Annotated in this window: 13 protein-coding genes; 9 read left to right on the top strand and 4 right to left on the bottom strand. The window is 36.8% G+C overall.

Annotation, left to right across the window (positions count from 1 at the left end; genetic code table 11):
• Positions 1–6 precede the first annotated feature (6 nt).
• The 3 genes from recJ (at position 7) to tnpA (ending at position 3,193) form a co-directional block, all read left to right on the top strand.
• Positions 7–1,785, top strand: a complete 1,779-nt coding sequence (recJ, locus tag NBX03_RS09720; RefSeq protein ID WP_250227583.1) for a single-stranded-DNA-specific exonuclease RecJ — start codon at positions 7–9, stop codon at positions 1,783–1,785.
• Between the two features lie 11 nt (positions 1,786–1,796).
• A complete protein-coding gene (locus NBX03_RS09715) occupies positions 1,797–2,312 on the top strand; it encodes an adenine phosphoribosyltransferase (RefSeq protein WP_408628563.1) in 516 nt (171 codons plus the stop codon).
• Positions 2,313–2,737: 425 nt separating this feature from the next.
• A complete protein-coding gene (gene tnpA, locus NBX03_RS09710) occupies positions 2,738–3,193 on the top strand; it encodes an IS200/IS605 family transposase (protein ID WP_250227317.1) in 456 nt (151 codons plus the stop codon).
• A gap of 149 nt (positions 3,194–3,342) precedes the next feature.
• Here the strand turns inward: tnpA and NBX03_RS09705 are convergent, their stop codons facing one another.
• Both NBX03_RS09705 and NBX03_RS09700 read right to left on the bottom strand, forming a co-directional pair.
• A complete protein-coding gene (locus NBX03_RS09705; protein ID WP_250227581.1) occupies positions 3,343–4,545 on the bottom strand; it encodes an FprA family A-type flavoprotein in 1,203 nt (400 codons plus the stop codon).
• A gap of 258 nt (positions 4,546–4,803) precedes the next feature.
• Positions 4,804–5,481, bottom strand: coding sequence for a TIGR00266 family protein (locus NBX03_RS09700; protein ID WP_250227580.1), 678 nt, complete (start codon positions 5,479–5,481; stop codon positions 4,804–4,806).
• 268 nt (positions 5,482–5,749) lie between these two features.
• On the opposite strand from NBX03_RS09700, the gene NBX03_RS09695 reads away from it, so the two are divergent.
• The 6 genes from NBX03_RS09695 (at position 5,750) to NBX03_RS09670 (ending at position 10,836) form a co-directional block, all read left to right on the top strand.
• A complete protein-coding gene (locus tag NBX03_RS09695; protein ID WP_250227579.1) occupies positions 5,750–6,271 on the top strand; it encodes a GNAT family N-acetyltransferase in 522 nt (173 codons plus the stop codon).
• 444 nt (positions 6,272–6,715) lie between these two features.
• Positions 6,716–7,300: a nitroreductase family protein gene (locus tag NBX03_RS09690; protein ID WP_250227578.1), complete on the top strand. Its 585-nt coding sequence runs from the start codon at positions 6,716–6,718 to the stop codon at positions 7,298–7,300.
• Positions 7,301–7,502: 202 nt separating this feature from the next.
• Positions 7,503–8,618: an HD-GYP domain-containing protein gene (locus NBX03_RS09685; protein ID WP_250227577.1), complete on the top strand. Its 1,116-nt coding sequence runs from the start codon at positions 7,503–7,505 to the stop codon at positions 8,616–8,618.
• 61 nt (positions 8,619–8,679) lie between these two features.
• Positions 8,680–9,591 (top strand): S66 peptidase family protein, encoded by a 912-nt coding sequence (locus NBX03_RS09680; RefSeq protein ID WP_250227576.1) that lies wholly within the window; start codon positions 8,680–8,682, stop codon positions 9,589–9,591.
• A gap of 63 nt (positions 9,592–9,654) precedes the next feature.
• Positions 9,655–10,215, top strand: a complete 561-nt coding sequence (locus tag NBX03_RS09675; protein ID WP_250227575.1) for a hypothetical protein — start codon at positions 9,655–9,657, stop codon at positions 10,213–10,215.
• A gap of 111 nt (positions 10,216–10,326) precedes the next feature.
• The gene (locus tag NBX03_RS09670) at positions 10,327–10,836 is read left to right on the top strand and encodes a GNAT family N-acetyltransferase (RefSeq protein WP_250227574.1); all 510 of its coding nucleotides are present in this window, start codon (positions 10,327–10,329) and stop codon (positions 10,834–10,836) included.
• 259 nt (positions 10,837–11,095) lie between these two features.
• On the opposite strand, the gene NBX03_RS09665 is transcribed toward NBX03_RS09670, so the two are convergent.
• Positions 11,096–11,587: a dihydrofolate reductase gene (locus NBX03_RS09665; protein ID WP_250227573.1), complete on the bottom strand. Its 492-nt coding sequence runs from the start codon at positions 11,585–11,587 to the stop codon at positions 11,096–11,098.
• Positions 11,587–12,378 (bottom strand): thymidylate synthase, encoded by a 792-nt coding sequence (locus tag NBX03_RS09660; RefSeq protein WP_250227572.1) that lies wholly within the window; start codon positions 12,376–12,378, stop codon positions 11,587–11,589. The genes NBX03_RS09665 and NBX03_RS09660 overlap by 1 nt, the downstream gene beginning before the upstream one ends.
• Positions 12,379–12,768 lie beyond the last annotated feature (390 nt).

Here is a 12,768-nt window from a genome sequence, read left to right as displayed (position 1 = left end):
GTAAAAATGGCTAAATGGCTGATAAAAAATAATAAAGCAGATATAAAGGCTATGGCCAAAGCCTTGAATATCAGTGAAATTATGGCGAAGGTCCTTGTAAACAGAAATATTAATACCACGAGGCTTTTCAATAAATACATAAACCCTAATCTGAATAAGCTTAGGGATTTCACCGAGGCAAAAGATGTAAATAAAGCCATTGATGTTTTAGACAGGGCATATCAAAACAATTCAAAAATTTTTATTTACGGGGATTACGACGCTGATGGAGTTTCGTCAACGGTAATCCTTCTGAAAGGCTTAAGAGGGCTTGGGTTTGACGCGGATTTCTACATACCCGACAGGGTTTCCGAAGGTTACGGCCTTAACTGCGAGGCCCTAGATACGTTAAAAGAGCAGGGAGCAGAGCTTGTCATTCTATGTGATAACGGCATTGCCTCTGTAAAAGAAATAGACTACGCATCGCAATTAGGCCTTGAAACCATCATCATAGACCATCATGAGCCGGGCTTTATGGAAACAGATGAGGGAATTATTGATTTGGTCCCAAAAGCGTCAGCCGTTATAGACCCAAAACAGAGAGCCTGCCCTTACCCGTTTAAAAGCATGTGTGCCGCAGGGCTTTGCTATCGGTTTATTACGGTTCTTTATGAGCATTTTGTAAAAGAGCTTCCTTGCCATGATGAGCTTTTAATCTTTGCCGCCATAGCGACATTTTGCGATATTGTAGATTTAATCGATGAAAATAGAATTATTGCGAAAAACGGTCTTGATTTACTCAACAATAAAGGAGCCTTGAATATAGGCCTTGATGCCCTTTTGGAAGAAAGGCTCTGCAAGGGGAAGCATATCAGCGAATTTACCATAGGCTTTGTCATAGGCCCCTGTATTAACGCAGGAGGAAGGCTTGAAACGGCATCTAAGGCCGTAGAGCTTTTTGTCGAAGAAGACAAAGAAAAGGCTCGTGAATATGCAAAATACCTTTCAGGGCTTAATGAAGAGCGTAAAAGCCTTACCCAGAAAGCGGCTTCTATGGCTGTTGAAGAAATAGAAAATTCCGATATGTCAGGAGCTAAAGTTTATTTCATATATAACCCTGAAATCCACGAGAGCATAGCCGGCATTGTAGCCGGAAGGATAAAGGAAAAATACCATCATCCCGTCATTGTATTTACAGGAGAAGGAGAGGTAGTAAAAGGCTCCGCAAGATCTATAGAAGGCTATAATATTTATGAAGGGCTTTATAAAGCAAAGGAGCTTTTTATAAAATTCGGCGGTCATGCCATGGCAGCAGGAATGAGCCTTTTAAATGAAAACCTTGAAGAGCTTTATATCCGCCTTAACGAGGACTGTAATCTCAGCGAAGAAGATTTTGATGAAATAATCCGTATAGACGCTGCCTTACCTTTAGACTTTGTAACCTATAAACTTGCTCAGGAGCTTAATTACTTAAGCCCCTTCGGCAAAGGAAACCATGAGCCTATATTTGGAACAAAGGGGCTTAAGGTATGGGATTTAAGGGTAATTGCAGATAAGGATACGATTATTTTTACCTTCAGAACAGAGGACGGAAGATATATCAAGGGCCTTTTATTTGGAAAGTATGAGTATTTTGCCAAGTCCATACAGGCCTCCTTTGATGAATATGACAGTGAAAAAATACTAAACGGCGTAATATTAAACATAAATTTAACAATAGATGCTGTTTACTATATAAATATAAACGAGTATAATAACAATGTGTCGGTTCAGATGAATATTAAAGATTTTAGAATTTCAAAATAAAGAGGGGCGTTATTGTGGACTTTACTAAGATTATTAGAACCATACCCGACTTTCCGGAGAAGGGCGTATTATTCAGAGATATCACTACGATTCTCCAAGAGCCTGAGGCTTTAAGGGCGGCTATTGATGCACTTGATAAATCCCTAGAAAAAATAGATTTTGATATTATTGTAGGGCCTGAGTCAAGGGGATTTATTTTCGGTGTCCCCCTTGCGTATAATCTCAATAAGGGCTTTATTCCCATCAGAAAAAAAGGAAAGCTTCCGTATAAAACCATAAGCAAAGAATATGAGCTTGAATATGGAAAAGCAACCATAGAGATGCACATTGATTCCATAAAGCCCGGCCAAAAGGTTGTTATCGTAGACGATTTGCTTGCCACCGGCGGAACCTGCAAGGCTATCTGTGAACTGATAGAGGAAGCGGGGGGCGAAGTCGTTTCCTTGAACTTTTTCATAGAGCTTCTTGGCCTTAACGGCAGAGAGAAGCTTGAAGGCTATAATATAGAATCAATAGTAAAATATTAAAAAATATATTTTAACTTATTTTCAGGCCGCCGGTTTTATTGCCGGCGGCCTTTGTAGTAAATTTAAAATTAAACAGTAACAAAACCGTATATTATATAGGGCTCAAAAATGTACTGTGTCCGGAGCAAATCCGTGTTTTTGAGTTTTTAATGAATCGGTTTGTTACTTCTTTATAAGAATTTTATTATATATTTTTAGCAAAAGTTGCTTGATTAAAAATTTACCGCACCTTTCTGCATTAAAAGAGGCAAACCTTTTGGTTTGCCTCTTTTCTTTATGGCTTAAGCCAGTTGAGCTCGCATAGCGTGCGAAACAAAAAACTACCCGCTATGCGGGTAGAGGACCAAAAGGTTCTACCACAAGAAACACCTTTCCAATAGAATAGTGAGTGTTCAAGCCACTATGCAGAAAGGAAAGGTGTTTCAATGGCAAACCAACATAATAGTTTGTCCCACACAAAGTGGATGTGCAAATATCACATTGTGTTCACTCCAAAGTATAGACGTAAAATCATCTTCAATCAATATCGAGAGTCGATTGGGAAAATTCTTCGAGAGTTATGCGGCTACAAAGGCGTAGAACTGATCGAAGGTCACCTGATGCCAGATCATGTGCATATGTTAGTGAGCATTCCACCAAAGATCAGCATTTCAAGTTTTATGGGATATCTAAAAGGGAAAAGTGCCCTGATGATTTTCGATCGACATGCAAATTTGAAGTACAAGTTTGGGAATCGGCATTTTTGGTCAGTTGGCTATTATGTCAGTACGGTAGGACTGAACGAAGCTACCATCCAGAAATACATCAGAGAACAAGAGCAACATGACATTGCTCTAGATAAGCTGAGTGTCAAAGAATATGAAGACCCCTTTAGGGGTTAGCTGGTAATACAAATAGCCCTTAAGGGCTAAGCAAAAGAGGCAAGGGCATAGGGGCTTGAACTTAAGTGAAAGCCAGCATCTTGAGATGCTGGCCGGTAACAAGGCCTTACAGGCCTAGCTCAAACCACCCTTTTAAGGGTGGTCATGATTTATTCCATAGATTGATATATTGCTTCTGCAAGTTCTTTAAGTGCAGGAAGCTGTTCTTCTTTAAGGCTTGAATGGATAACGAGAGGAGTTCCGACGATTTCCATGTTTTTCATTTCACTTACAAGCTGAAGAATTCTTTTATCCGCCATGGGGGCCCATGAGCCGTTTCCTATAATGGATGCCTTTCTCTTCTGAATATTTAAAGCAGCCATTTCATGTATTAAAGATTCCATAGGAAGGTATAGTCCGTTATTGTAGGTAGGGGAAGCAATTACCATATGGCTGTATTTAAAGACATCGGAAATTATATAAGACGGATTGGTTTTTGAAACATCATGTATTCTTAAATCCTTTATGCCCTTTTGAGAAAGAAGGTTTGCAAGAAGGCTTACTGTATTTTCCGTATTGCCGTACATGGAGCCATAGAATAATACGACACCGTTTTTTTCAGGCGTGTAAGTGCTCCATAAATTATATTTATCAAGGATAAAAGGAAGGTTTTCTCTCCATACAGGCCCGTGGAGAGGGCATATCATATTTATATTCACGCCGGCAAGCTTCTTCAGGACATTTTGAACCTGAGGACCGTATTTTCCTACGATGTTGCTGTAATAGCGGCGATATTCGTCAATGTAGAGATTTTCAATATCTGTTTCATCTGCAAAAAGATTTCCTGTAAATGCACCGAAGCTCCCGAAGGCATCTGCCGAAAAGAGGATTCCCTCCGATTTTTCGTATGAAAACATTGCTTCAGGCCAGTGAACCATGGGCGCAAGAAAAAATCTAAGGGTATGCTTACCAAGGAAAATTTCATCCCCTTCAGATATTTCAATCATATTATTAGAGATATCAAAATCATAAAATTGGGATATGAATTGGAATGTTTTTTTGTTTCCTACTATTTTTACATTAGGATAGCGGATTAAAAGCTCACCGATATTTGCACAGTGGTCCGGTTCCATATGGTTTATTACGAGATAATCAAGCTTTTTATCCCCTAAAACATACTCTATATTTTCAAAGAACTGCCTTGTTATGGAAGCATCTACTGTATCCATGAGGGCGATTTTTTCATCCTTTATAATATAGGAATTATAGCTAACGCCGTTAGGCAGGGGAAACATATTTTCAAATCTTTCAAGGCGCCTGTCTCCGTCGCCTACCCAAAATATATCAGGGGTAATGTTTTGTACGCAATGCATTTTTGTCCTCCTATCAAAGATTTATAATATATAGTAAATTTGAAATTCAAAAGTAACAAAACTGTATATTTTAACAACTCAAAACTGTACTGTTTCTGAAAGGAAGCCATGGTTTTGAATAAGTGGATTTTGTTCCTTCTTTAAAAGAAATTTACTATAAATACTTATCTGCTTTTAAGCAAAAAGCAGATAAGCAAAAAGCGATACAATTCTATGAATATAGTATATAGTATACACCAAAAAAAGCAAAATTTAAATCTATTTAGAAGGCATATGAGAAAGTATCATATTGGCAAGCTTACTTACAGGCATGGTTTGAAGCCATACTTTGCCGGGACCGGTAAGGCGGCCTATAAACATGCCTTCTCCTCCGAAAAAGACATTTTTTAATCCCTTGATGGTTTCAATATCAAAGGATACGCTCTGTTCCATTGCGGCTAAATTGCCTTGATCTATAAGAAGGGATTGGCCCGGAGCAAGGTCATATTCCATTATGCTTCCGTCAATTTCTAAAAATACGATACCATTTCCTGAAAATCTTTGGAGAATAAAACCTTCTCCGCCAAAAAAGCCTGCGCTGAATTTCTTCTGAAAGTGAATATTAATATCTACTCCGGGAGTGCCTGATATAAAGGCTCTTTTCTGGGCTATAAGCTCTTTGCCTGGGCTTATCTCATAGGGGATTATGCTTCCTGCAAAGCTTGAGCAAAAGGCTATTTGCTGATTATCGCTATTTGCCGTAAAATAATTTAAAAATATGGATTCTCCGCTTAATGCTCTTCCAATGCCCTTTAAAAGACCGCCGCCTGTCGATGTATCCATATTTATACCGGGGCTCATCCAGCTCATGGCACCGCTTTCGGAAACCATGGTTTCTCCCGTATTTAAAGTACAAATAAGTACAGGAAAGCTATCTCCTTTAATTTCATATTTCATATTGAACGCTCCTTTTTGCTTTTTAACTTATTTTATCATAATTATTATACAAATAGTAATATTTGATAAAAAAAGTAAATTTTCATATATTGTCATATATATGGAAAATAGTGTATAATTATTTTAAATAAACCTTTAGGAAACAAAAGTTTTAATTATAGAATCCTCAGGGTACGTTTAACATAGAACCAAAGAATAACACGATTCTAAACTGTAGAAGAAGCACTATATAATCCCAGAAGATTTATATAACAGGAAGTGTTAAAATATGCGTGAGTATTTTATGAAAACAAATCGGATTGGCTTTTCAAAGTGGACTGCTGATGATTTAGATTTGGCTTCCCAATTGTGGGGAGAAAAAGAAGTTACTCAATTTATTTGTGCAGACGGAAAATTTACACAGCAGGATATTATTCGCCGCTTAGATACAGAAATTCAAAATAATAATTTATTTAATATACAATACTGGCCTATTTTTGACCTTGCAACAAATGAAATAATTGGATGCTGCGGTATACGGCCATTTAGAACCAAAACAGGTTCCTATGAAGTTGGTGTTCATCTGCGAAAAAAATATTGGGGGCTTGGATATGCTTACGAGGCTGTGAAAGCCGTCATAGATTACAGCTTCACTGTTTTAAAAGCAGATAGACTGTACGCAGGGCATCACCCGTTAAATAAGGCATCGGAAAAACTTCTGACAAAGCTAGAGTTTCAGTATATCGGCAAACATTTTTACGAACCGACAGGATTGTATCATCCATCCTATGAATTGGTAAACTATAGCTAATGGGTATATCGTCTTATATGAAGCGGAAAAGGAAAGGTTGTTATGATGATTAATGAATATCAAAAATTAGCAATGATAATCCTCAATCCCCAATGAGAAAAAAGGCAAATTAATTAATGGCGTAATAGGTTTATGCAGTGAGTCGGGATAGGCAATAGATATAGTAAGAAATGGCTTTTACAAGGCCGTGAGCTGGACAAAGACTGCCTTGTGAAAGAATCAGATGATATCGCTTGAGGCCATTGCAGAAACTGCAGCAGCACTTGATATTTTTCTTTAAGAGATTTTTCAAAGAAATATTGATGAACTTAAAAAACGATACCCCAAAGAATTTGGTACAGTTAAATCCAGGAATTGGAATCAGGAAGATAATTTTAACTAGATTATCAACAAAGGCAAGCGAATTTCTTACCATAAAATAATGATTAATTAGGAGGCAGGGCAATGAACGAAGTATTAAATAATATTTTGACAAGAAGAAGCATACGAAAATTTAAAGACCGTCAAATAAGCAGGGAAGAACTTGATAATATTATACTTGCCGGAACTTACGCTCCTTCAGGTAAAAATAATCAAAGCTACAAGATTACAGTGCTATATAATTCAGAGAAAGTAGAGAAACTCAACAAAGACGTAATAAACGCTTTAGATAAAATTGAGATTGACGATAATACACCTGAAAGCGTTATAGAGATGAAAAAAAGAGCCAAAAATCCCGATACGGAATTATTTTTCAAGGCACCTACGTTTATAATTGTTTCCAATGAAGAGGGCTATTTAAACGCCATGGCAGACAGCACTTGTGTAATGGAAAATATGATGCTTGCTGCTCATTCTATGGGTATCGGAAGCTGCTGGATAAATATTTTGGTAAGGCTTAACGGATATAAGGAGATTAGGGAGATTGCTGAGGCGCTTGGGGTTCCTGAAAACCATAAAATATGCGGAGGTCTTGTACTCGGCTATCCCGATCAGCCCCATCCGAAAGCACATGCCAGAAAAGAAGGCACAGTAAACATAATCATGTAAATAATTGTTTTAGCAGATACAGCGGAAGAATTCTTTTTATGTAGTCAATTTACTTTTACCCCGTTGTAAGTATATGGCTTCAGAAAGTATAAGATAAAGTAAGGGTAAATTGACAATGCTATCATTTCATGGCAATTCAAGTATAACAATGGGGGTAATGGATTGTTTTTTTCATCCTGTCCTTTGAAGAAAGGGTTTAAGCATGCAATATGACGATGAGAAGAAAGTAATATTGGTAGTCGATGATGACCCCAATAATCTTAAGCTTTTGCAAGAAATTTTAAAAGACAAATACAAAGTATACGCTTCGCCCTCAGCATATAGGGCTCTTCATTTTTTAGAGAAAAGGATACCGAACCTAATATTGCTGGATATAGAAATGCCTGAAATGAACGGATATGAGTTTATCCAAAATCTTAAAAAAGATTACAGATGGGCAGAAATTCCAGTGATTTTTTTAACTGCTTCGGAAGGCCGTGATAAGGAGCAAAGGGCCTTTGAGCTTGGGGCGGTAGATTATGTGCTTAAACCTATAAGCCCAAGTGTTGTTATGGCCAGAATAGAGCTTCATACAGAGCTACAAAGCTACAAGAAAGACCTTGAAAAAATGGTTGAGAATAAAACCCTTCAGCTTTTAAAGACTCAGGATATTGCTTTGGAGCTTCTTGCAAATGTTACGGCCACAAGGGATAATGAAACAGGGGCCCATATTAAAAGAACTACTATTTTTGCCGAGCTTTTAGTAAATAATCTTATGAAATTAAGTCATCCTAAATATATTGTAACGGAGGACTTTAAGGAAAACTTAGTAAAATCCGCAAAGCTTCACGATATAGGAAAAGTTGCTATTCCTGATAATATTTTAAGAAAGCCCGGTAAGCTTACAGCTGATGAATTTAATATAATAAAACAGCATACGGTATTTGGAGCAAGAATATTAGATTCTGCCATTGGTGAGCTTGGAGATGATTCTTATTTTCTTTATATTGCAAGGCAGCTTGTGATATCCCATCATGAATGGTGGGACGGAACCGGCTATCCCTACGGACTGAAGGGGGAGGAAATACCCCTTGCAGGAAGGATTATGGCTATTGCCGATGTCTATGATGCTCTTATTTCTAAACGCCCTTATAAAGAGCCTTTTAACCATGATTTTGCCATGGATATAATTCACAGAGAATCGGGAACGCATTTTGACCCTGTTTTGCTTAAATTATCTCATGAAGTCATGGAGAAATTTTATGAGGTTGCTCAAAACTATAAAGATGAAAATTATGAAATGAAAATGCTTATACATAATAAAAAAGGAAGTTATTAAATTCACTTCCGAAAACATTGTTTAGTTTAAATGCAATCTAAAGGTTTTTAAAGGAGGTCCTATGCTATATCCCAGAACCCTTAAAAACGGCGACCGTGTCGGGCTTATAGCGCCGGCAGGCCCCGTTAAAAGCGCTATTATGGATAAAGTTATAAAAACCGTAGAAGACATGGGCCTTGTTCCTGTAGAAGGCCGAAGTGCAAGAGCAAAGGAAGGCTTTCTTGCAGGAAACGATTTCTTAAGAGCAGACGATATTAACACAATGTTCAAGGATCGGTCTATCAGCGGAATTTTTTGTCTTCGAGGTGGCTACGGAAGTCAAAGGCTTATTGATAAAATAGACTGGAAAGCAGTAAAAGCCAATCCTAAAATATTTACAGGATACAGTGACATTACCGTCCTTCTTGCCTATATAAATAAAAACTGCAGATTTATTACCTTTCACGGCCCTATGCTTGCTTCTGAGCTGTATAAGGAAAGCCTTGAATCCTACAGCTTTATGAGCTTAAAAGATAATATTTTTAAAAAATTTTCAGGGGAATTTCAAAACCCGCCTTCCGAAGAACTTTTCGCCTTTATAGACGGAGAAGCAGAAGGGGTCCTTACAGGAGGAAACCTGTCCATGATAACTTCCTCTATAGGCACACCTTATGAAATAGATATAAAAGATAAAATACTTTTTTTAGAAGAAGTGGACGAAGAGCCTTATAAAATAGATAAAATGCTGAATCAGCTTAAAAATACCGGCTGTCTTTCCAAGGTTTCAGGATTTTTAATAGGTTATTTTTTAATGCGGAAAAATCATGATGAGGATTACTATAAAGAAGTAATGGAAATAATACGGCACTATATTGAACCGCTTGGGAAGCCTGCCGTATCCAATGTTTGCTGCGGCCATAAGCTTCCGTCGGCAACTTTGGCTTTAGGCGCCCGGTGCAAAATAAAAGGAAACAGAATATGGATCTATCCATAGTTTTGGATTAAAATTTATTTGATTTATCCGGCCCCCATATCAACTAATGAAAGAGTGATTAATTTGGATTCCCAAAGATTACTTAGATTTATAATTATAATTGTATGCTTTTTTAATGCCCTTTACATTAAAGATAAAGAGGCCAAAAGCAAAAAAGACGTAAATATTTTAAGAGCCGCCGCAGGCCTTACAATAATTGCGGACTGGTTTTTCTTTTCCTATAACATCGATGTTGGCATATTAATTTTTGCAATCATTCATACATTTTATAACTACCGATACACCCAATTGATAAGAGTAAAAATACAGGTGGCGGCTTCAGCGGTTGTTTTCCTGATTTTCTTTTTGATATTTAAAAATATTACGGCAGGCCTCTTAGGGGCGTATTTTGTTTCAGGCTTTTACAGCCTTACCGGTTCTATTATGGCAAAAAAGGAATTTCCCTCGCCAAATAATATATTGATTATACTTGGTATGGTGCTGTTTTATGTTTCGAGCATTATATATCTGGCATCGGCGCTTCTTACACCTCAAATGAGTGAGAGCGTATTTAAATTAATACAAATAACTTACCTGCCTGCCCAGGTTCTTCTTTCCTCTACCGGAAGAAAAATAGAGGTATAAGAAATCATCAAAAATTAACGAATAGCATAGACTATTCGTTTAATTTTATATATCAAGCTCATTTTAAAAGAGGGCTATTTTATTATTTAAAGAAACTTGGGGGAAGACATAATGGAATTAATTATACCGGTGAAAGCATATTATCAGTCTTATATAGAGGCTATAGAGGAATACCGTAAGCATGATGTAAGCACGTATGCTTTTTTTGACATCAATAAATATGATATTTTTGAAAAATATGAAAATTATAGAACAGGAAACAATTTGCCTGACGGCTATGTAAAATCTACCTATTTATGGCTTGTAGATGGAGACGAATTCATTGGAGAAGTATCCATACGCCATAGCCTGACAGATTCATTGCTGCGCTTTGGCGGGCATATAGGCTACGGCATAAGATATTCCAAATGGAACCAGGGGATAGGTACAATTATGCTTGCCATGGCCCTAAAGTATGCAAAAGAGGTTTTAGGGCTTCAAAAGATTTTAATTACTTGCAATGATAATAATTATGGCTCAGCCCGTGTAATAGAGAAAAACGGCGGCATATTACAGGATAAAATTGTAAATAATATTGACGGCGTTGACAGAATAACCAGAAGATATTGGATTGAGATTTAGTGTAAATCAAGGGCTAACAGATTCCATGCTCCGTTAACAACAAAAAAACAGCCGAATTTATCTTTCCGGCTGTTTTTACTTGAATTCAGAAAAAATGGCTTCATTGTCAATTGGAACAGGAAAAAAACCCTGACTGGATTAAAATGCCGTTTACGGCATTTTGGGAAGCAAAAAATCTTATTGCTTTTTTATTATTATGCCTCCTAAGACCAAATGCTTACAGGGTCTTAAAAACAAATTGACAATATATCTTTTACATTTACAGTTTCTCATAAACCTCAAATACAAATTCGGTTCCTGATTTTTCATCCTTTTTTGTATCTGATTTGCTTATCAGCCTGTATTTTGAAAAGTTTATTTCAGGAAAATAAGTATCCGCATCATAGGAGCCGCTAACCCTTGTAAGATAAAGCTTTTGACAGAAGGGGAGAAATTCCGCATATATTTTTCCGCCCCCGCATACGAAAACCTCTTCCTTGGAATCGGAATATTCATCAACGAGAGCTTCCATTTTTGTTGCAGGCCTTATTCTTTCATCTTTCGGCAAGGATTCCGGAGAAGATGTAAGAACAATATGAAGCCTTCCTGGGAGAATTTTCGGCAAAGAGTAGAGGGTGTTTTTCCCTATAATCATTTTATGACCCATGGTTGTTTCTTTAAAATATTTCAAATCTTCAGGAAGATGCCAGGGCATTGTTCCGCCCTTTCCTATTTCTCTGTTTTTTCCTATTGCTACAATAAGGGAAAGCATTATACGGAAACCTCCATTTTTATATCATCATGATGCTTGTAATCTATAAGCTTTACATCTTTATAAGTAAAATCATAAAAGTTCTTGATTTCAGGGTTTATCCAAACTTCAGGGGCAGGGTAGGCTTCATCTCTTCTGGCAATTTGAAGCTTTAAAGCTTCCACCTGATTTTCATATAAATGGGCATTATTAATTACATGGGTGAAAAGCCCGGGCTTTAAATTTGTCACTTGACTAAGCATAAGGGTAAGAACGGCATATTGAGTAGTGTTAAAGGGAATACCCAATCCCCAGTCACCACTTCTTTGAATCAGCATGCAGTTTAAATACCCATCGGTTACATCCCACATAGTTAAAAAACAGCAGGGATATAAAGCGCCTGTATCAAGGTATTCATTTTGCCATAAACTAATCAGCATTCTTCTGCTTTGAGGATTATTCTTCAAATCTTCTATAAGCTTGTCTATCTGATGGAACTTTTTCACGATATAGCCGTAGGACGTTCCTATGGTTCCGTCTTCTAAAACCCATTCATCCCATATTTTAACCTTTTCCTTATGGAGCAAGGAAACATCGTTTGACTGGTCTCTGAATATCCAGAGCATTTCTTTAACGGCTGTTATAAAAGGCATTCTTTTCGTGGTAAGAACGGGAAATTCCTTCCTTAAATCAAATTGCATAATCTGATGGGGCAGTTTATAAGTTTTAACATTCGTTCGGTTATTATCAAAATATCCATTTTCAATAATATTTTCAGCTATATCCAAATATTTTTGGTCATATAGGCTCATATCATTATCACCTCATTTTTAAATCCGCAGTAAATTTAAAGTTAAACCGTAACAAAACCGTATATTCCTCGAATTCATAAAAATAGCAGCATAGTTAATTTGCTTTTCTCTTATTTTAAGCCCTATAAAGCCAAACGCTTATAGCGGGATAAAAGAAATTTCACTATGTTTTCGAAGGGAATTCGTGTTTTTCATCCTGTTGGAATAGGCTTTTGTTACTTCTACATAATAAATTTACTTCATTTCTAAATTATAGCATATTTTCTTTTTTATAACTATTAAAAGAGATATTTTCATTAATGTATAAAAATAACATAATTTGCTAATGATAAAATTGAATATGTTTAGCGAATATTTCAACAAATTTTGGCAACATGCTTGTAAAGAATA

The sequence above is a fragment of the Anaeropeptidivorans aminofermentans genome (assembly GCF_940670685.1).
GTDB classification, from domain to species: domain Bacteria; phylum Bacillota; class Clostridia; order Lachnospirales; family UBA5962; genus Anaeropeptidivorans; species Anaeropeptidivorans aminofermentans.
Note: the sequence above shows the minus strand (reverse complement) of the source record. Positions and strands in the feature narration are given on the sequence as shown.

Coding starts and splice junctions, on each gene's coding strand:
- recJ (WP_250227583.1), top strand. CDS start 7: ATGGCTAAATGGCTGATAAAAAATAATAAAGCAGATATAAAGGCTATG.
- NBX03_RS09700 (WP_250227580.1), bottom strand. CDS start 5,481: ATGAAATATGAAATTAAAGGAGATAGCTTTCCTGTACTTATTTGTACT.
- NBX03_RS09705 (WP_250227581.1), bottom strand. CDS start 4,545: ATGCATTGCGTACAAAACATTACCCCTGATATATTTTGGGTAGGCGAC.
- NBX03_RS09685 (WP_250227577.1), top strand. CDS start 7,503: ATGCAATATGACGATGAGAAGAAAGTAATATTGGTAGTCGATGATGAC.
- NBX03_RS09695 (WP_250227579.1), top strand. CDS start 5,750: ATGCGTGAGTATTTTATGAAAACAAATCGGATTGGCTTTTCAAAGTGG.
- tnpA (WP_250227317.1), top strand. CDS start 2,738: ATGGCAAACCAACATAATAGTTTGTCCCACACAAAGTGGATGTGCAAA.
- NBX03_RS09660 (WP_250227572.1), bottom strand. CDS start 12,378: ATGAGCCTATATGACCAAAAATATTTGGATATAGCTGAAAATATTATT.
- NBX03_RS09690 (WP_250227578.1), top strand. CDS start 6,716: ATGAACGAAGTATTAAATAATATTTTGACAAGAAGAAGCATACGAAAA.
- NBX03_RS09665 (WP_250227573.1), bottom strand. CDS start 11,587: ATGCTTTCCCTTATTGTAGCAATAGGAAAAAACAGAGAAATAGGAAAG.
- NBX03_RS09670 (WP_250227574.1), top strand. CDS start 10,327: ATGGAATTAATTATACCGGTGAAAGCATATTATCAGTCTTATATAGAG.
- NBX03_RS09680 (WP_250227576.1), top strand. CDS start 8,680: ATGCTATATCCCAGAACCCTTAAAAACGGCGACCGTGTCGGGCTTATA.